This window comes from Photorhabdus heterorhabditis, assembly GCF_018448905.1.
GTDB lineage: Bacteria > Pseudomonadota > Gammaproteobacteria > Enterobacterales > Enterobacteriaceae > Photorhabdus > Photorhabdus heterorhabditis.
Window position 1 is genome coordinate 1 of sequence record NZ_RCWA01000001.1, and the last position, 21,318, is coordinate 21,318.

The following is a 21,318-nucleotide window of genomic DNA, read 5'->3' on the forward strand; positions in this document are numbered from 1 at the left end:
GGAATACTGGAATTACAAGCGGCGGGACTCGTCGTTTCTGCCCATGGAGGCCAGTGTAAATCCGTCACACAGACGGTTGCGGCCTAGGAAGTGGGAAGCCTCGCCCGACAGGGCGGGGAGCAGTCACCAAATTGAGAATGATTTCAGCAAACGGATTCAGAAGCCAGATAATCTGCGCTATGATTGGCTGCTTTTCATAATTCTTTGGTATTTATACCCAATAGATTTCAAGATGGATCGCGACGGCCAGGGAGCGAATCCCCGGGAGCATAGCTAACGATGTGACCGAAAGATAACAGGTACATAGGGAAGATCATCGTCCCCGGTGGGGCGGCTGGACTTCAAATCCAGATGAGGCCGCCAGCGGTCTCTGGCAGGTTCGACTCCTGTGATCTTCCGCCAATTAAGCTCTCCTGAACTCCACTAAGCTCGAAAAATCCCTTCACACAGCATGTTAAGATTATCTATGATGAGGGTGAACTTGTACAAAATTCAACTTGTAAGTCTTTCTTACAAGTTCGACAAGAGGGCAATCGACAAGTTAATCGTAATACACTGCATTACAACCTCTCAATGATCCTCGCTATCGGTTATCGCGTCGGATCTACTCGTGGTACTCAATTCCGCCAACCATTTTTCTGCTTGTTCTGCGGAAATTTTTTCATTTTGATTGAACAATCTTTGGATATTACGTCTTACTGCAACATCACCATGTAATGAACCGTTCAGGTAATTAAATCCCCGTAACAGGGAATATACCCAATAGATTTCAAGTTGCAGTGTGGCGGCAAGAGAACGCATCCCCAGGAGCATAGATAACGATGTGACTGGGGTAAGTGAACGCAGCCAACAAAGAGGCAACTTGAAAGATAACAGGTATATACCCAATAGATTTCAAGATGCATCGCGACGGCAAGGGAGCGAATCCCCGGGAGCATAGCTAACTATGTGACCGGGGTGAGAGAGTGCAGCCAACAAAGAGGCAACTTGAAAGATAACAGGTATAGTTAATTGTCCACATACCAATGCCTTTTATAGCGAGTAAATTATCTGTTAGCTGCTGAATATCTTGTTCATCATCAGAGATTGTTAATGTTAATTCACCAGCTTCAATTAATTGGCTTAAGCGAAGTAATGCTTTGGCTTTGCTGACAGAAAATCTGCATTGGTGTAATTCATCTTAACATCTTGGATATCACCGTAATTGTTCTTTATTTTGTATCTCCAAGTGGATTGAGGATTTGGTGATTGTAATTAGTACTTAGGATAAAAAAGTGTTGAACCTTGATTTTAAATTCTAAAAATTTTTCTGACAGGAACAATATTGCTAATTTGTGGTCTTTAAACATGTCTGCTAAAGGAGATGTTAATGAAAGCATATTGTTTTAATTTACGACAGAAGATTCTGACGTCAATTCTGATTTTTACATGTTATATAGGTTTCGTTTACTCGAATACACATAAACAGTTTTTCCGTCATGATGGTAGTGAAATAACTTACTATCTTAAGCAAAGAGAAGGTAAAAACCTATTGGTGCTGATACAAGGTTCTGATTGTAATAGTATAGCTAATAATAAGTTTGTAAATGAGACATTCAATGATATTTATCCAGATACAGATGTGCTAACCGTGGAGAAATATGGTATTAGTGCATTACTTCCTTGGTCTGATGCCGGTGAGCGTTCAGATTGTCCCAAGGCTTATATAGAATTAGATACGCCAGAACAGCGGGTTAAGGATTATATTCAGATCATTGGTTATCTGAAAAATCAAAATAAATATAAAAAAATCATTATATTGGGTGGCAGTGAAGGGGCGACGGTTGCCAATTTAATTACATCGCAAGTTAACTATATTGATAGAACAATCTCACTGAATGGTGGCGGTCGGTATTTAGCTGATGATATTATTCATAGTATGAAGAGTGAAGTTCCACCAGAACATATTGATCAGGCGATTAAAGGATTTAGAGCATTCCAGCAAAGAATACATAACAGCAATAATACGGGTAAGCTGGAAATGAGTAATCATGGCACTAATTGGTGGAAAGTTGCATTGGGTATTAATCAATATAAAGTATTAAATCAGACGAAAAGACCGGTTCTGATTATTCAAACATTGAATGATAACTCGGTCAGTGTGAGTGCAGCTATGAAAATGGAGGAGCAATTAAAGAAAAATAATATTACTTTCTACCAATATTCGGGATTGAACCATGGATTTAAAAATAGTGAAGGTGTTTTGCAAGTTGCTCCTATTGTTGAAGATATAAGGAATTGGCTATCCAGAACTTCTGGGTAAGAGCTTGTAATTTGCATGATATACCCTATGGATCATCAAGATGCGGCGCGACGGCAAGTGAACGCCTTCCCGGGAGCATAGATAACGATGTGACCGTGAGTGCAGCCAACAAAGCAGCAACTTGAAAGATGAGGGGTATATTTAATAATTAGATAATTACATGAAATTTATTTTTATTATTATCGTTGTGGAATGGGATGTAATTATATTATTCCCTATGAACTATCATATTATTAATATGCTGCTTGTAATTTCCATAAAATATAATATTAAAATGTTATGAACTATTCGTTGTTTTTGCGATATGTTCTCGGTTTTACCTTTTATATAGTCGAGGGAAATTACAAGGTTATTTCTCATTATCATTCATGTATGTCATTATATTAGAAGGGGAAAATCAACAATATATTATGTTCATTATAGGATGTAATGTCTTTTTTATTTGTTTTTTGCTAATAAAATATTGATTTTAAATTAATTAAATTTATTTTTGTATTTTATTGACAATACATTAATGGCATCTATAGTTATATGTATTAGATAAGGCAGCAATATGGCATCAAAAATGCTGTATATATTATCTAAATGCTGGATAAATTCCTGATATACACTTATTTTCTAGTGAAAATGGTTACAATTTTATATGGGCAAGATAAATAGCTTATTGTTTGTATTCTTGAGTAATATAAGTTATTTATCAATTAGTTACATTAAATTGTGGAGTTTATATTATGATGATTAAAAAAGATATTTTGCTACATGAAGAGCTGCTTGTAGATGATGAGCTTAAAGTCGGTAAGGTAGAGAAGGTTAAGGTTGATATTTTGTCACCCAGTTCAGTCATCGTTAGCCTGAATATTTTAGGCGTAGTTGATGATTTCCATCTATTACTGGTGGATGGTGATAAGGATAAAGAGAAGATTGTGCTGCTCTATCTGTCTCTTTTACGTGTTCTTCATGAAAAATTAGATGTAAAAGTAAAAATTGCGAAAAGCAATCTTACTAAGATAAAATATATAGTAGGAGTAGAGATTTAATAAGTCTTTATTAAATCTCTGAATGAGTGCATGGAATAATATATTCGGTAGAATAATTGAATTTTGTTTGAAAGATATAATCAGATAGAGCTGGTTTTATTCAATTCAAAAAGATGTTTTCTACTAGATGCACTTAACCCCAGGCAGAACGTTAATATAACTGTTCTGCCTGTTTCGTTAAAGTGATTTATATTGGATTAAAATAACAAGAATTTTTTGCACTTGGTTAATTTAATTTCATAACGGGAGTATGTCACACTTATTATATTAATTTACTTCTTATAAATGAATTGTGGTTTATTTGAGGTAATGTTTTAAAGGTAATAATAATATATCAAATAATAACATTAGCTTTGTTTTATAGGCTTGGGTTTAATTACTTTACAAATTTAAATGTCCATATATTATTGCATGCAGACAAATTTATAACGTCGATTGAGGTTTATATATAAGGTTGTTTTGGTATATTGTTGCTGTCATTTAATGTCTCATGGTGAAAAAATAAAATATTTAACCGTTTTTACCTTTTATAAATAACCGAAATTGTGATCTTTGACGGAATTTATTAACCTTAAAGTAGTCATAGTTATTTAATTTCCAAATTTAAAGATATGTAAGCTAATAATATTACGTATGATTGCATATTTGAACTGAATTTTTCATACGAAGTCACCATTGATGGTGTTAGGGTCGCAATTAATACAGTTGTTACAGTTTTAATGCGACATAATATTAAAATATCAGGAGATGACATGCTTGATTCAAATTTAACAGATAATGATAGTAAAAATTCTTCCCCAGTTAATTCTTTTAACGAATGGGACCCGCTTGAAGAGGTTATTGTTGGTGTAGTTGATGGTGCCAGATTTCCTGGTTGGCATATGGCGATAGAGCCGGTATTACCGCCGAATCAGATTGAGACTTTTCACCGGAATGCAGGACGGTCATTTCCAAAAGAGCGGATTGAGGCAGCATCCAGAGAGTTAGAAGAGTTTGTTCATATTCTCGAAAGTGAAGGGGTTAAAGTACGTCGGCCCGAGCCTCAAGATCAATCTCAGGTATTTGGGGCGCCCGGTTGGAGCAGTACTGGGCTATATTGTGCCATGCCTCGTGATGCCCTGTTAGTTATTGGTGATGATATTATTGAATGCCCGCTGGCGTGGCGTTCCCGTTATTTTGAAACGGCGGCATATAAAACTTTACTTAAAGATTATTTTAAGCAAGGAGCGAGATGGAGCGCGGGGCCAAAACCACAGTTAATAGATGAACAATATGATTTTGAGTGGTATCAGGATGATGGTAAGGATAGTACTCGCCTTGCTGTGACTGAATTTGAACCGACATTTGATGCTGCGGACTTTATCCGTTGTGGGCGAGATATTATTGCGCAAAAGAGCCATGTGACGAATGAATTTGGTATCGAATGGCTTCGTCGTCATATAGGTGATGATTATCGTATTCACGTTTTTGAATTTAACGATGATAGCCCTATGCATATTGATGCCACATTTGTTCCTATGGCGCCTGGGAAGTTATTGATTAATCCAGAGAAGGTGTTAAAGATTCCTGAACTGTTTAAAGGATGGGATGTGTTACATGCCCCTGAGCCGATTATTCCTGACGATCATCCGTTGTATATGACCAGTAAATGGATCAATATGAATATTCTGATGTTGGATGAGAATCGCGTGATTGTTGAAAAGCAGGATGAGCCAATGATCGCGGCGATGAAACGTTGGGGTTTTACTCCGATTCCATGTAATTTCAGGAATTTTAACTCCTTCGGTGGTTCCTTCCATTGTGCAACCGTAGATGTAAGGCGACGCGGAAGTTTACAATCTTATTTTGACTAAAAGCAGCTATGGCTATCTGGCAATATTTTATTGGAATGCGTAATGTTCACATTAAGCTTTCTGTATTAGGGTAGCCATTATTACGTTGGTTTGGTTATGTATTGGCGTAATTTTACTATTGAAAAAGTGCTTATGATAGTGAAAATAGCTCGCAGATATTTGACCATAGTGAAATATGCATCTACATTTAAATAACCAAATTAAATGTTAGAAGACTGTATATACCATGTTATTATTCGCATGCATACTAGTTTCTACTAGGTTAGTATTAACCTCAGTAGGTGTGTGCATGCATTTTTTCATTTCTCCCCAGCTGCGCCACCAGACTTTGTTTGTCTAACCTTAAGTGAGGAAATTAATGATGGAATCGGCGATATCTGCAAACAATATTAAATTCTTTCTCAAGAAAATAAACGAACTGGTTGATATTGAAAATAAAAAAAATGGTGGTGCACTGGCGGCGGCTGTTATTTATGAAAATGAAATCATTTATGAGCGTTATATTGGCCAAGCCAGTATTGAACACGCTGTTGCTATAAATCCTGGTACTAAATTTTATTTAGCGAGTGTTTCAAAGCAATTCACAGCTTTTTGCATTGCCTTATTGGAAAACGAAGGAAAGCTCGGTATTAAGGATAAGGTTGGGCAATATTTGGATTACTTTCCTGAGTACTTTTCTGATATTACCATTGAACATCTTATTCATCATACTAGCGGATTACGTGATGAATTTATGCTGTATCGATTGGCAGGTAAAAATTCGAACTTTGACCACCGCAATCTTAATTTGGTGAGAAAACTGGCCCAGCGGCAACAAGTGCTTAACTTCACGCCGGGGACATTCTATCTCTATAGCAACACGGGCTATAATTTGCTGGCGGAAATTGTTCGAGTGGTTTCAGGCAAGTCGTTGAGAAAATATGCAGAAGAAAATGTTTTTGTCCCATTAAAGATGAAGGATACTGGTTTTTATGATGATGTAACTGAGATTATCTTTAACCGGGCAATGGGTTACATCTATGACGAGAGTAAGAACCTGTGGATAAGAGATGATCTTAACGACTCAGTAGTCGGTGCTTCAGGTGTTCATTCTATTATGAATGATCTGTGTCGTTGGATGAGAGCATTTTATTCCCCATCTATTGTTCAAGATTTGCTTCCTCTGTTATCCCGTACGCCGGATTTAACCAATGGTAATCGTAATAAATATGCCTATGGTTTTGTTATCGATTACCGTGATGGGCAAAAGATAATACGACACGATGGCTCCTCTGCCGGCTTTAGATCAGAAGTTTGTATTTTACCTGATGCTAAATTAGGTATCGCTATTACTGCTGCGACAGGTATTAATGTTGTTAAATGGGTTAACCAGTGCCTTGATATATTGTTTAACATTGATATTTCTGTGCCAGAAAAACCGCACTGCCTAACCAGTGATATCGATATCTCCGGTATTTTCCGGGGGGAAGATCCTTATCCTTATATTATTACCAAAGAAGATTGCTATTTATTAGGTAATTTATTCGAAAAAGGTAAACCGATTATCTTTAGCCATGACGGTACGTTCCATGAAGTAGGAAGTGCAATTCGATTCAGGCCCATCCTTGAAAATGAGAGTGTTATTGCATTGGAACAGATTAGTGAGAACGGGAATATTCTTTATTTTGAAAAGATGATCGATGAAGGTTATATCGATATTCGGCAATTTTTAGGGCGATATTATAGTCATGAAACAGAAGCGACTCTTTTTATTGCTGCTTCTGATGGTGATGTTTATATTGATGCGATTTTTTCGCCTGAAAGAAAAGAAGTATTACATCGGGTTTATGCTAATAGTTATTTCTCTCCGGTAACGAGGTTTGTTATCGATTTTGAGTTGGATTTTGATACGAATCAACCTCATCTCTATCTTAGCGATTCACGGTGCTGGAAGGTGGAGTTCGGCGCCATTTAGTGTAAATACGAATTGAGAATAGCATTTCTCTGGCAGGATTGAGCGGATTATATGAGAACATAATTATCTTGGTTAGAATAATTATATTCTTGACCTAATGCGAACATTATAAATATCTATTTATTTATTCAGGGTAATTTTTTGGAAATAATGATAACTCTGTTTAAGTTCAATTTTTTATAAAATCAAATGCCCATATGCTATTAATGAAAAAATAAATTTTTTAAGAGTTTTATACTGTTTTAAATAATCAATGTTATGATTTTTAAACTAAATCTTTATGAAAGGTCACTATTGCGGGTATTGCTAGTCGCGCCAGAATGATTTCGAATGGCTTTGGCGTCATTTAGATAATTATTATCGTATTCACGTTTTTGAATTTAATGATGATCAATCTATGTATAATGATGCTATATTTGTTCTTATATCCGTTATCTTTCAGGTTGCCTACTCACTTACCCTAGGAGTATAGTTATCTATGACATAGTTATCTATGCTCCTGGGGGTTCGCTCCCTTGTTGTCGCGATGCATCTTGAAATCCATTGGGTATATAGCATTTGGGAAACTGATGATTAATCCAGAAAAGGGGTTAAAGATTCACTAATCAGGTGATTGTTGAAATGTAGGATGAACCAAGGATCGCAGCAATAAAACATTGGGGGTTTATTCCGATTCTATGTAATTTCAGGAATTTTAATTCTTTCGGTTTATTTCCATGGTGTAACAGTGGATGTAAAGCGACGCAGAAGTTTACAATCTTATTTTGACGAGGAGCCGCTATGAGCATCTGGAAACATTCTTCTTGGGATGCGGTAATGTTTACATTAAGTATATTGCATGTGGTTGCTACTGTTACTCTGGTTGTATATTGGGATAATTTCACTCTTGTGGGTTGGTTGGGTAATGTTGTGCTGCTGACACTGATGACAACTTACAACATAATAGTGATATCACATTTTTTCACTCATACTCCCTGGTTTGTTTCTCGTACCATGAATATGCTTGTGTCTATACTGAATTCAATGAATATTGGACAGTCTGTACAGGCTTATCATCTGTCCCATGTTCGTAATCACCACAAATATAATAACGACCGGGGAGTAGGTGAAAATGGACCACAGGATACGTCTTCTACTTTTATAAATGGAAAAGAAATCGGGGAGCATAGCTCTCTTTGGAACTATTCTGTCCTTGGTGGAATATTCACTCTATATAACAGTTTTGTTCGTATGTTTTGGGCTGTATTTATCTGGCATAAACCGTTTAGCAACGTTGATAAGGGATATGAACAACTCCTTTCGAAAGACAAGGCGAGGAAAATTAAAGAGTTATGGCAATTGAGGTTAGATAGGTTATTTCAAGCAATGTGGGTTATTATCTTATTCACCTTATCATGGAAATGGGCGTTATTTTGCTATTTACCCTCTCTCTATTTTGCTTTTATCTTGGTTAATATACAAAACTATTATGAGCATTATGGTGCACAGCCAGAGAATAGATTTTCAAATTCAGTCAGTTATTATGGGAGAATTTATAATTTATTGATGTTTAATGATGGTTATCATCAAGAACATCATATTTCAGGTGACACTCATTGGAAGTTGTTACCTAATTTACGTAAGAAATATCTAACTAAACTTTCAGCACAGGAAAGAGTTGTCAGCCCAGTACCTGCAATATTGGGTTTTTTACACAAACGTAGACCCTTACTGCATAAATCTATAAACCAAAAATAGTTCCCGGTAATTGGAAAGTCCGACGAATTTATTATTAAAGGAGTCTGCTATGATGCAAGAAAAATTCGATATTAGAGGAACAAAGCTGGCAAAGTCAGAATTTATGGTATACGAAACATCAAATAATATATCTATGAATGCGGTTTCTGATCTTCTGGATGGTCATCTTGCCGCTTGCCGGATTAGTCATTTTCTTTTACCAGAACAAAGAAAGAAAATAATTGAAAATTTTTGGCGTTCTCCAGCACTCACTCCCCGTTACGGAGATGGTATTGATGGTGTTGAGGGATATTTTATCGGGGCATCTCATATTGAAAAAAATACCCGCCAATATATAGAAGAAGTAGAAAATTTCCGCCCGGCAATGAGTGAGATTTTCCAGGATACGATCAATCCAATTGATCATTTCATAGAGCAAATAACGTATTTTAGTGGGAATAAACCACAGGTAACGCGTCCTGCTATGTATCATGGTGTTGCTGCGGGTAACGTAAAAATTGTGTATTGGAATAATTTCGGTGAATTCCTGTTGTTACCTCATGATGATCTTGCACAGTTGAGCGACCCACGTCAGAGCGATTTTGAGGTCCAACAAATTAATCGTGTCATGGCGGTAAATTTTTACGCTGACGTTCCCCAAAATGGAGGGCAATTAAAAGTATGGAATATTCAACCTGACAACCAATCACGTAGTACCCTTGGTTTAACTTACAGTGGTTTTCCCTATCCAGCAGAATTATTGGAAAATCATGCAAACATGGTAATCAATATTGAGGCGGGGGATTTGATATTGCTGAATGGAAATTTAATACATGCAGTACTGAATGGTAATACCCTATCTGTACCAGAACGGCGATTGCTTGTGACTTGTTTTATGGGTGTGCAGCAAAATGGTGATCTTATCTGGTGGACATAAATCATGATATTGAAAATAGTTCCACAGATATTTGACCATAGCGAGATATGCAGCTACATTTAAATAATTAATATAAAATATTATAAGACGCATACTATGTTATTACTTGCATGTATACCCAATAGATTTCAAGATGGATCGCGACGGCAAGGGAGCGAATCCCCGGGAGCATAGATAACTATGTGACCGGGGTGAGTGAGTGCAGCCAACAAAGAGGCAACTTGAAAGATAACAGGTATACACTGATTGCGTCTATTGGCTTAGCATTAACAACCATAGAAGTGTACATGCATTTTTTCACTTCTCCCCCAGCTCCACCGCCACCTCCTTTATTATCTATACCCTATGATTTCAAGATGCATCGCGACGGCAAGGGAGCGAATCCCCGGGAGCATAGATAACTATGTGACCGGGGTGAGTGAGTGCAGCCAACAAAGAAGCAACTTGAAAGATGACGGGTATATAACTGTGTAATATTCTCGTTTCTGAGAGATGGTTTGCATGCAACGTGTTGCCAGATTTGGCTGTGCTGGCTTAGCTAAAACATAAGACAGGTGTGATTCCGATGATTTCTAAAGCCCTATGGGTCTCTTATGGCTCGACTTTGCTGTTTGTTTTGTTGTGGAGTAGTGGTGCGATTTTTTCGCGGTGGGGACTTGACCACAGTACCGCGTTTGCCATTCTTTCAATGCGTTTTGCTGTTGCGCTTATTTTTTTGATATTTCTGGGATTATTGTTCGGGCGTAAGGGCCATTTCCTGCCCGAACAGGGTACGCGTAAACAAGTAGCCAGTACCGGCATTCTGCTAATCGGTGGTTATTCTATTTGTTATTTTTTCGCGCTGGACAATGGAATTACCCCCGGAGTTCTGGCTACAGTGATGGGAATTCAACCGATTATTACATTGTTAGTCATCGAGCGCCGTTTTTCGGCTGTACGTTTGGCGGGTTTATTGTTAGCGTTGCTGGGTTTGATATTAGTGGTGTATCAAAGTCTCGTGCTGTCCCGATTTTCTCTGGCCGGTATTACTTTTGCTTTGGCAGCACTGGCTTGTATGAGTATCGGGGCGATTTTACAGAAACGAATTCATCAAGCTCCTTCTGTAGTTTTACCTCTACAATATGGTGTTAGCCTATTGCTTTGCTTGCTATTTATTCCTTTTCAGCCTTTTGAATTTCAGCTGGTGCCTGGCTTTATTATTTCGTTGTTATGGCTTGGATTAGTTATTTCTGTTGTGGCTCAATTATTACTTTATCGGCTCATTCGGGCAGGTAATTTGGTGAATGTAACCAGCCTTTTTTATCTCGTTCCTGGGGTGACGGCTGTAATGGATTATTTGTTTTTGGGAAATTCATTATCTACTCTAAGTTTGTTGGGAATGGTAGCCATTTTGTTAGGGCTTTTCCTGGTATTTCGTACAAAGAAAATATCGCTTTCCACCGAATAAATCTATATTTGCCGGGTTGTAATCAGCCTGGCAGTTCCCTTGTGGACTTAAGCACCTCAGTTACTTTGTATTGCTCCTTATATATTAAATGACAATCATTATCATTTGTATGTTGTCTATTTCCATCTTACAGTACTGCCCGCATATGTCGTATTACCAAATTGCATATATATCATGTTTGTATCACGTTAAATTATTAGGGAATGAATGATGGAATCAGCGATATCTATAGATAATATTAAATTGTTTATTAATAAAATAGACGAACTGGTTAATATTGAAGATAAAAAAAAGGGTGGGGCTCTCGCTGTTGCTGTTACCTTCGGTGATGAAACGATTTATCAGCGCCATATTGGACAAGCCAGCATTGAACATGCTATTGCTATACAGCCAAATACTAAATTCTATTTGGCGAGTGCCTCAAAACAATTCACAGCTTTTTGTATTGCTTTGTTGGAGAAAGAAGGAAAGCTCAACGTTAAGGATAAGGTCGGACAATATTTGGATGATTTTCCTGAGCGTTTTTCTGATATTACCATTGAGCATCTTATTCACCATACCAGCGGGTTACGGGATACATTTTTACTTTATAATCTGGCAGGTAAAAACTCAGATTTTGATTACTGCAATGCTGATTTAGTAAGAAAGCTGACTCAACGGCAACAGATACTTAGCTTTACCCCAGGAGAATATCATCTTTATAGCAACACAGGCTATTATTTTTTGGGAGAAATAATCAGCGTGGTTTCAGGTCAGACGCTGAGAAAATATGCAGAAGAAAATGTTTTTGCCCCATTAAAGATGAAAGATACCGTTATTTTTGACGATATAACCGAGATTATCCCTAATCGGGCGATGGGTTACACTTATAACGAAGATTCACATCAGTGGATAAGAAGCGATATCAACAATTCTGTGGTAGGTAGTGCAGCGGTTCATTCCACTGTGAATGATTTGTGTCGTTGGATGAGAGCGTTTTATTCGCCATCTATTGTTCAGGATCTGTTGCCTCAATTATCCCGTACACCAGATTTAATCAATGGCAATCGCAATAAGTATGCTTACGGTTTGGATATCGACCAACGTGAAGGGCAAAGGATAATACACCACAGTGGTACTTATGCTGGTTTCAGAGCTAATATTGTTATTTTACCAGATGCTAAATTAGGTATCGCGATTACTTCTGCAACAGATATTAATGTTGCTGACTGGGTGGATAAGAATATTGATATATTGTTTAACACTGATATTGAGCCAGAAAAACCGCATTGCCTAACCAGTGATATTGATATCACGGGTGTTTTCCGAGGGATAGAGTCTTATCCTTATATTATTACCAAAGAAGATGTTTATTTTTTAAGTAATTTGTTAGAAGACCGTAACCCAATAATCTTTAACGCTGACGGTACATTCCAGGGGAAAGGCGGTAAAATCCGGTTCAGACCCGTTATTGAGAATGACAGTGTTATTGCATTGGAACAGATTGATGAAAGTGACAATGTCTTTTATCTTAAAAAGCAAATTGATGATGGTGGTGTCGATATTAATAGATTATTAGGGAGTTATTATAGCCGTGAAATGGAGGCAGTTATTTCTGTTATATCAGCTGGTAATGGGATTAGTATTGATGGGATTATCTATCCTGTTAAAAAGGAAATTTTACAGCAGATTTACCGGAATAGTTATTTCTCTCCCAGTACTAAACTGATTATTGATTTTGAATTAGATCCTGATACCAATAAGCCTCATCTTTATATCAGTGATGCACGTTGTTGGAAAATAGAATTCGTTGCAGTTTAATTTATAAAGTGATCAATCAGGCAGAACTATTATATTTATGTTCTGCCTGTTTTTCGTAAATATCAGCTCTCATAGTTACTTTATATTGCTGCTCATACATTAAATGATAATCATTGTCACTTGGATATTTCTTGTTTACGTCTTACAGTACAGTCCACATATGTATTTCTATTAAACTGAATATATGTGCTCTATTTGATAATTGTAAATAAGGAAATTAATGATGGAATCGACGATATCTACAGATAAGATTAAATTGTTTCTCAAGAAAATAAATGAATTGGTTGATATTGAAAATAAAAAAATGGGGGGAGCGCTCGCGGTTGCTGTCACCCATGGAAATAAAACTATTTATGAGCGTTGTATCGGGCGAGCCAGCATTGAATATGCTATTGCTATAACCCCTAAAACTAAATTTTATTTAGCGAGTACTTCAAAACAATTCGCGGCTTTTTGCATTGCCTTGTTGGAGAAAAAAGGAAAGCTCTGCGTCAAGGATAAAGTTGGACAATATTTAGATTACTTCCCCGCAGAATTTTCTGATATTACCATTGAGCATCTTATTCATCATACCAGCGGATTACGGGATGAATTTATGCTTTATAACCTGGCGGGCAAAAATTCCGACTTTGATCATCGTCATATTGATTTAGTGAGAAAATTGACCCAACGGCAACGGGTACTTAACTTTTCGCCTGGAGAATATTATCTTTATAGCAATACGGGCTATAATTTGCTGGCGGAAATAGTCAGAGTAGTTTCAGGTAAATCGTTGAGGAAATATGCAGAAGAAAATATTTTCATTCCATTAAAGATGAAAAATACCTTTTTCTACGATGATGTTACCGAGATTATCTTTGATCGGGCAATGGGTTACGCTTATAACGCGGGCTTGCATCAGTGGATAAGAGATGATCTCAACGATGCGGTGGTCGGTGGTTCAGGGCTGTATTCTACGGTAAATGATTTGTGTCGTTGGATGAGAGCGTTTTATTCGCCATCCATTGTTCAGGATCTGTTGCCTCAATTATCCCGTACACCAGATTTAACCAATGGTAATCGTAATAATTATGCCTACGGTTTTATTATCAGCCAACGCGAAGGGCAAAAGATAATACAACACGGTGGTTCCTATGCTGGTTTTAAATCTCATGTTTGCATTTTACCGGAAGCTAAATTAGGTATTGCGATTATTGCAGCAACAGGTGTTGAGGTGAGTCAGTGGGTGGAACAGCATATTGATATATTATTTAACACCCCCCATATTGAGCCAGAAAAACTGCATTGTCTAACTCGTGATATTGATATCACCGGTATTTTCCGAGGGGATGAGCCTTATCCTAATATTATTACCAAGGAAGATACTTATTTGTTAGGTAATTTATTCGAAAAAGGTAACCCGATTATTTTTAACTCGGACGGTACATTCCAGGAAGAAGGCGGTAAAATCCGGTTCAGACCGGTCATTGAAAATGACAGTGTTATTGCATTGGAAAAGATTGATGAAAATGGCAATGTCTTCTATCTTAAAAAAAGGGTTGATGACGGTGGTGTCGATATTCAACTATTGTCAGGACGTTATTATAGCCATGAAACAGAAGCAACGTTTGTTATTTCTGTTTCTGGTGATGGAATTGAGATTGACGGAATAGTTTATCCAGGTAAAAAAGAAGTCTTATGGCGGATTTACGGGAATAGTTATTTCTCTCCTGGTGCTGAACTGATTATTGATTTTGAATTAGATCCTGATACTAATAAACCACGTCTCTATATCAATGATGCCCGCAGTTGGAGGATAGAGTTCGTTCTAATTGATAGGAGATAACACTGCCTTAGCAGGACAGGAGAGCTTGAAGGTATTTTTTATTATACCCAATAGATTTCAAGTTGCAGGGCGGCGGTAAGGGAGCGAATCCCCGGGAGCATAGATAATTCAGTGACCGGGGTGAGTGAGTGCAGCTAACAAAGAGGCAACTTGAAAGATGACGGGTATATTTATTATTTTGCCTGTTTTATAACCTTAAATAAGGGAATTAATGATGGAATTAACGATATCTAGAGATAATATTAAGTTGCTTCTCAAGAAAATAGATAATTTAATTGATATTGAAAATAAGAAAAATGGCGGCGCCCTCGCGATTGCTGTTACCCACGGAAATGAAACCATTTATAAACGCTATATCGGGCAATCCAGCATTGAACATGCTGCTGCTGTAACCCAAAATACGAAATTCTATATGGCGAGTGTTTCAAAACAATTCACGGCTTTTTGTATTGCCTTGCTGGAAAAAGAAGGAAAGCTCAACGTCAAGGATAAAGTTGGAAAATATGTAGATTATTTCCCGGCACATTTTTCTGATATTACCATTGAGCATCTTATTCATCATACCAGTGGATTACGGGATAAATATCTTCCCTATGGCTTGGCAGGTAAAAATTCAGATTTTGACCATCGTAGTATAGATTTATTGAGAAAACTAATTAAACGGCAACAAGTACTTAATTTCACTACAGGGGAACGTTTTCGGTATAGCAATATGGGCTATAATTTGTTGGCGGAAATCATCAAAGTGGTTTCAGGTAAATCGTTAAGGGAATATGCGAAAGAAAATATTTTTATCCCATTAAAGATGAATAATACTTCTTTCTATGATGAGGTTACTGAGATTATCTCTGATCGGGCGATAGGTTATGTCTATAACGAAGATGCAAATCAATGGATGAGATATGATCACAACGATTCAACTATAGGTAGTGCAGGGCTTCGTTCTACAGTGAGTGATTTGTGTCGCTGGATGAAAGCATTTTATTCACCATCGATTGTTCGGGATATGTTACCTCATTTATCTCGTATGCCAAATTTAACTAATGGTAATCGCAACAATTATGCTTACGGTTTTATTATCAGTCAGCGTGAAGGACAAAAGATAATACGGCACGATGGTTCCTATGGTGGTTTTAAAGCGGAGGTTTGTATTTTACCTGATGTTAAATTAGGTATCGTGATTACGGCTGCAACAGGCATGAATGTCTCTGAATTTGTTAATCAATGTCTTAATGTGTTATTTAATACTGACATGACTGAGCCAGAGCATTGCCAAACTAATAATATCGATATCACCGGTATGTTCAAAGGGGTTGATCCCTATCCTTATATTATTACCAAGGAAGAAACTTATTTATTAGGTAATTTATTTGAAAAAGGTAATCCGATTATTTTTAACGCTGATGGTACATTCCAGGAAAAAGGAGGAGAATTCCGGTTCAGACCTATCATTGAAAATAATGATATTATCGCACTGGAACAGATTGATGAAAATGACAATGTTTTTTATTTGAAAAAGATGATTGATAAAGGTGATATCGATATTCAGCAATTGTCAGGACGCTATTTCAATCACGAAACAGAATCGATTATCAATATTGAAGTCTCTAGTGGTGAGATTTATATTGATGCGGTTGTTTTACCCGGTAAAAAAGAAGCTTTACGGTGGGTTTACGATAATAGTTATTTCTCTCGGGCTACAGAACTGATTATTGATTTTGAATTGGACTCTGATACCAATAAACCTCATCTTTATGTCAATGATTCACGTTGTTGGAAGATAGAATTTGTCCCGGTTTAATTGATAAGGTTGTAAATATGCATTAAGAATAATGCTTTTTTATAGGATGAAGAGATTCGATTGAGAGCATAAAGATATTTTCTATCTATACCCAATAGATTTCAAGCCGCAGTGCGGCGGCAAGAGAACGCAGCCAACAAAGCATTAGCTTGAAAGATAACAGGTATAATTTATTTATTTCTAGGCAGAACTATTATGACGATGTTCTGCCTGTCCGACATTATTTTAATATTTTGATTGCTTCATGGTTTGTTTTTAGTTTATATTCCCATCGATCTCCAGTGCATTAAGAATAAATTCTTATTTCTAATTAGAGATAAGATTTAATTTTTATGGCAATAAAGCGAGATAAATGTGTGATAAATGGTAAATTATGTAATATTGATTCATGTTTTCTAATCTGGTGTTAGGAAAAAGCTTAAATAATAATATACAAGGTAAAGTAAATAAAACATTTATATTCATCGATGAAATCATATTGTTTTGAATGTGATATTGCATTTTTATAGATGTAAATAACGTTATTTTAAACAAATTAAAAAAATAATGAATGGAAATATTTAACATGATTAATAACAATAAAACATATTCATCTGAAGATGATCAGATATCTTGTGATCTTGATTCTGAGGTCGTTATTGGGTTAGTTGGTGCTGTAGGAACCGATTTGGGAATAATTAAAGATTCTATAACTCAGAAGCTTAATGCGTTCAGGTATGATGTACAGGAGATAAGAATATCTGCTGAAATCATTTCAGTATTAAGAGATATTGCCTCAACAAAGGATAATTATGAAAGGATAAGTTGTTTAATGTCAGAGGGTAATTATTTAAGAGAGTCTAGTCAGGATAATTCTATATTGGCATTAGCTGCGGCAGCAAAGATAAATAAAGGAAGAGAGAAGAAGCATTCTTTACCAGTACCATCGGTTAGGAAAGCGTATATTATAAATTCACTTAAGCATCCAGATGAAGTCAATGCATTAAGGGATATTTATGCAAATGGCTTTTTCTTGATAGGTGTATATACGAGTGAGTCTCAGAGGTTAAGCAATCTTATCGTTGATAAATGTATTGATGAAATAAAAGCTAAAGAATTGATTAATCGTGATTCTAATGAGGGAAATAAATGGGGGCAGTATACTAGAGATACTTATGAATTATCAGATTTCTTTATACATTATGATGGAAATAAAAATAGAACTGACAATAATATATGGAGAATATTAGATCTTATTTTTGGTAATCCATATGTCACCCCAACTTTTGATGAATACGCTATGTTCATGGCTTTTTCTGCTTCGTTGCGATCTGGAGATCTTTCCCGTCAGGTTGGTGCTGTATTAACGAAAGATAAGAACATAGTCTCAACTGGCGCTAATGATGTACCACAATTCGGCGGAGGATTATATTGGCCTGATTATGTCGGAGATTCAATTGAAGATATTGAAAATGGTAGAGATTATAAGGTAGGTGAAGATTCAAACGCGAAAGAGAAAAGATTGATTGTTGAGGATATACTTAAAGATATTCCAGATGAGGAAAAGGAAGTATTTAAGGAATATATTCTTAAAAGTAAGATAAAAGATATTACTGAATATGGCAGGGTTGTGCATGCTGAAATGGAGGCCATCTTGACATGTGCAAGAAGTAATATTAGTACTCATAATGGGATATTGTATTGTACTACATTCCCTTGTCATAATTGTGCAAAACATATCGTTGCCAGTGGTATAAAACGAGTTGTCTATATTGAACCTTATCCTAAAAGCAAAGCTTTTGATTTTCATCCTGATTCTATTTCAACACCTGAAGAAGAGATTGCTGATAATAAAGTGATTTTTGAACCATTCGTGGGGGTTGGGCCTCGTTGTTTCTTTAACTTGTTCTCTACAAATCTAGGAGTAGGATATAAAGTAAGAAGAAAAGATAAGAATGGTAAAGTTGTTAAATGGCATAGAAAAGATGGAAGACTTAGGATGCAGATGCTACCATTATCTTATATAGAAAGAGAGACAAGATCGGTAACTAACGTAGATAGTTTAATAAAGGAGTTAAAAAATGACTGAGAAAGAAGAGTTTTTGGCTTATTTGGCTGAGACGAGTAAAATAGTTGAACAATGGCCAGATTGGAAGAAGGTAGGGTTGAGAACTCCCCGTAACCTACTAAAGGTATCTCGTAGAGATTATATTGTTTTAAATTCTAAGGATTATACGATAGGTGAGGCTGAAAATAAGTTGGGATAACCTATTCTTATTTATTGAAAAATAGAAAGCTCAATAATAATTTTCTGCTTTTACACAAAATTTATATATTAATGAATCAATTAAAATCATAAATTAAAATTTTAGTTTAAATTGAGCCTGTGCATAAAATTGTAGTCAATTACTTTAACGTGGCCTCATCTAAATAAAGTAACCCTTTTTAGGGTTACTAGTAAATATAGTGAATAACTCAAACTCATTATTTGTTTTCAAAAAATGCCCGTTTTAAACCTAATTCCAGACCGCGAATTTCTGCTAAACCTTTTAAACGGCCAATACAGGAGTAACCGGGATTAGTTTGTTTTTTTAGGTCATCAATTATTTGATGGCCGTGGTCAGGGCGCATTGGGATTAAACGGTTATCTCCAGCTTGTTTACGGCGATATTCTTCACGTAGGATTTCCATAACTACGTTATACATATCCACATCACCAGCCAGATGAGCGGCTTCATGGAAAGTTTTGCTGTTTTCTTCCCGTTGAGTGGAGCGCAGATGAGTGAAATAGATTCGGTTGCCATAGCGCTTAATCATCTCAACCAAATCATTATCACCACGAACACCATAGGAGCCGGTACACATGGTAATGCCGTTAACTGGGCTTGGTTCAATGGTTGTCAGCCATTCAATATCTTCAATAGTGGAAATAATACGCGGTAAGCCCAGAATAGGACGCGGTGGATCATCCGGGTGAATTGCCAGACGTAAACCATATTCTTCACAAACAGGAACAATCTGGTGTAGGAAATAAGCTAAATGTTCACGCAGCTTAGTGCGGGTAATATTTTTGTAGCGATCTAATTGAACCTGAAATTCTTTCAGCGTATAGCCTTCTTCGGCGCCCGGTAGACCGGCAATGATATTAGCAGTAAGTTGCTTAATATCAGGAACCGACATATTGTCGTAATAGACTTTTGCTTGAGTTTGTTCTTCAACGGTATAATCGGCTGTTGCATTAGGGCGTTTGAGGATATAGATCTCAAACGCGGCAAAGGCAATTTGATCAAAACGCAAGGCTTTAGAACCATCAGGAAGCAGGTACTCAAGATCAGTGCGTGTCCAATCGAGTACTGGCATAAAATTATAGCAGACGGTATCAATGCCACATTCCGCCAAATTTTTTAGTGAAGTTTTATAGTTATTAATCCATTGTTGGTAGTGACCGGTTTGAGTTTTAATTTCTTCATGGACAGGTACACTTTCAACAACTGACCAAATAAGCCCTTTATCTTCAATCATCGTCTTACGGACTAAGATCTCATCTTTATGCCAAACATGTCCGTTAGGAATATGATGCAACGCGGTAACGATGCCGGTTGCACCCGCCTGACGGATATCATCTAAGGAAACAGGGTCATTTGGGCCGAACCAACGCCAGGTTTGTTCCATGGTTATTTACCTTTGCACAAATTTAGAAAGAACAACTGGATATATACCCAATAGATTTCAAGTTGCAGTGCGGCGGCAAGTGAGCGCATCCCCAGGAGCATAGATAACTATGTGACTGGGGTAAGTGAACGCAGCCAACAAAGCAGCAGCTTGAAAGATGACGGGTATAAAAACTTATTTATTAGTTATTCCGTTAAATTAATTACGTCTCTTTGTTATTTCGTAGGGATACGAATTAAAGAGATAACCGTCGAAATAGGGATCATCAATATCAGACAGTTCCAGTAAACGTAATTTTACATTCTCCAAATGTTGCCACATTGCTTGTTTAGCAGCAGCTGGATCTTTTTTGATCATGGCGGAGAAAATGATCTGATGATCATGCAACCACTCTTTACGGTAATCTTTGTCAGTGATTCGGGTGTGGAGTTTCAGCCACATGGGATTATTTTCCCGCCAAGCCCAGGATTGTTTGAGTAGTTCAACTAACATGCTGTTATGGGTTGCTTCAGCAATTGCCAGATGGAATTCTCTGTCACCGGATTCATCTTCACCAGAAACCAAATCTTCGGATTCTCTTTTCAATGCTCGACGCATACTAGCAACGTCGTTTGGTGTCACTTGCATTGCGGCAAATTCGGCAATATTACTTTCCAATAATTGACGAGCCTGTAATAGCTCAAAAGGCCCTGCTGCATTGATTGAGCATGAAGAGGCAGGCAACAGCTGAGGGAGACTGATAATATAGACCCCGGAGCCTTTACGGACTTCGATCAGATTTTCCAGTTCGAGCATAATTAATGCTTCACGAACCACAGTTCTGGAAACTCCTAATAATTCAGCAAGTTCCCGTTCGGGGGGTAAGCGATCCCCGATGTGATATTGTTGATTAGCAATCATCTGCCTTAATGAAATGCCGACTTCTTGGTAAGGACGTTTTGGCTCAAGTAAATGCTTCATCATGTGACTACCATTACGATGATTATCTATTAATT

At 36.9% G+C, this 21,318-nt stretch carries 14 protein-coding genes, 1 tRNA gene and 3 pseudogenes; 15 read left to right on the forward strand and 3 right to left on the reverse strand.

What is annotated here, in order from left to right; translation table 11 throughout:
• From EAE89_RS00005 to EAE89_RS24260, 3 genes and pseudogenes are all read left to right on the forward strand, one after another.
• Positions 1 to 87, forward strand: a pseudogene (locus EAE89_RS00005) (RNA-guided endonuclease InsQ/TnpB family protein); the annotation flags it as partial.
• Positions 88 to 307: 220 nt separating this feature from the next.
• Positions 308 to 402, forward strand: a tRNA-Sec gene (locus EAE89_RS00010).
• Between the two features lie 60 nt (positions 403 to 462).
• Positions 463 to 570 (forward strand): annotated as a pseudogene (locus EAE89_RS24260) (hydroxyacid dehydrogenase); the annotation flags it as partial.
• Here EAE89_RS24260 and EAE89_RS24265 read toward each other — a convergent pair.
• Positions 571 to 756 (reverse strand): annotated as a pseudogene (locus tag EAE89_RS24265) (hypothetical protein); the annotation flags it as partial.
• Between the two features lie 613 nt (positions 757 to 1,369).
• On the opposite strand from EAE89_RS24265, the gene EAE89_RS00025 reads away from it, so the two are divergent.
• The 12 genes from EAE89_RS00025 to EAE89_RS00080 all read left to right on the forward strand — a co-directional run bounded on the left by EAE89_RS00025 (position 1,370) and on the right by EAE89_RS00080 (position 18,918).
• Positions 1,370 to 2,302, forward strand: a complete 933-nt coding sequence (locus EAE89_RS00025) for an alpha/beta hydrolase family protein (protein ID WP_149617507.1) — start codon at positions 1,370 to 1,372, stop codon at positions 2,300 to 2,302.
• Positions 2,303 to 3,033: 731 nt separating this feature from the next.
• Entirely contained in the window at positions 3,034 to 3,339 is a 306-nt protein-coding gene (locus tag EAE89_RS00030) for a hypothetical protein (RefSeq protein ID WP_054476300.1), read from the forward strand.
• 752 nt (positions 3,340 to 4,091) lie between these two features.
• Positions 4,092 to 5,192 (forward strand): amidinotransferase, encoded by a 1,101-nt coding sequence (locus tag EAE89_RS00035; protein WP_054476301.1) that lies wholly within the window; start codon positions 4,092 to 4,094, stop codon positions 5,190 to 5,192.
• Positions 5,193 to 5,550: 358 nt separating this feature from the next.
• On the forward strand, positions 5,551 to 7,146 hold the full coding sequence (locus EAE89_RS00040) for a serine hydrolase domain-containing protein (protein ID WP_214085146.1): 1,596 nt from the start codon (positions 5,551 to 5,553) through the stop codon (positions 7,144 to 7,146).
• Between the two features lie 780 nt (positions 7,147 to 7,926).
• A complete protein-coding gene (locus EAE89_RS00045; RefSeq protein WP_149617505.1) occupies positions 7,927 to 8,883 on the forward strand; it encodes a fatty acid desaturase family protein in 957 nt (318 codons plus the stop codon).
• A gap of 49 nt (positions 8,884 to 8,932) precedes the next feature.
• Positions 8,933 to 9,799 carry a 2OG-Fe(II)-dependent halogenase WelO5 family protein gene (locus EAE89_RS00050; protein ID WP_200905749.1) on the forward strand — a complete coding sequence of 289 codons (867 nt, stop codon included), beginning with the start codon at positions 8,933 to 8,935 and terminating at the stop codon, positions 9,797 to 9,799.
• Between the two features lie 565 nt (positions 9,800 to 10,364).
• On the forward strand, positions 10,365 to 11,246 hold the full coding sequence (locus EAE89_RS00055; protein ID WP_149617504.1) for a DMT family transporter: 882 nt from the start codon (positions 10,365 to 10,367) through the stop codon (positions 11,244 to 11,246).
• A 207-nt stretch (positions 11,247 to 11,453) separates the two neighbouring features.
• Positions 11,454 to 13,046: a serine hydrolase domain-containing protein gene (locus tag EAE89_RS00060; protein ID WP_214085147.1), complete on the forward strand. Its 1,593-nt coding sequence runs from the start codon at positions 11,454 to 11,456 to the stop codon at positions 13,044 to 13,046.
• A gap of 220 nt (positions 13,047 to 13,266) precedes the next feature.
• A complete protein-coding gene (locus EAE89_RS00065) occupies positions 13,267 to 14,871 on the forward strand; it encodes a serine hydrolase domain-containing protein (protein ID WP_214085148.1) in 1,605 nt (534 codons plus the stop codon).
• A gap of 211 nt (positions 14,872 to 15,082) precedes the next feature.
• A complete protein-coding gene (locus EAE89_RS00070) occupies positions 15,083 to 16,672 on the forward strand; it encodes a serine hydrolase domain-containing protein (protein WP_149617503.1) in 1,590 nt (529 codons plus the stop codon).
• 565 nt (positions 16,673 to 17,237) lie between these two features.
• A complete protein-coding gene (locus EAE89_RS00075; RefSeq protein WP_244866021.1) occupies positions 17,238 to 18,740 on the forward strand; it encodes an anti-phage dCTP deaminase in 1,503 nt (500 codons plus the stop codon).
• On the forward strand, positions 18,733 to 18,918 hold the full coding sequence (locus EAE89_RS00080) for a hypothetical protein (RefSeq protein WP_214085150.1): 186 nt from the start codon (positions 18,733 to 18,735) through the stop codon (positions 18,916 to 18,918). Before EAE89_RS00075 ends, EAE89_RS00080 begins: the two co-directional genes overlap by 8 nt.
• Before the next feature lie 217 nt (positions 18,919 to 19,135).
• Here the strand turns inward: EAE89_RS00080 and uxuA are convergent, their stop codons facing one another.
• Together uxuA and EAE89_RS00090 are read right to left on the reverse strand one after the other, a co-directional pair.
• Entirely contained in the window at positions 19,136 to 20,323 is a 1,188-nt protein-coding gene (uxuA, locus tag EAE89_RS00085) for a mannonate dehydratase (RefSeq protein ID WP_214085151.1), read from the reverse strand.
• Positions 20,324 to 20,521: 198 nt separating this feature from the next.
• A complete protein-coding gene (locus EAE89_RS00090; protein WP_214085232.1) occupies positions 20,522 to 21,283 on the reverse strand; it encodes an FCD domain-containing protein in 762 nt (253 codons plus the stop codon).
• Between the last annotated feature and the right edge of the window lie 35 nt (positions 21,284 to 21,318).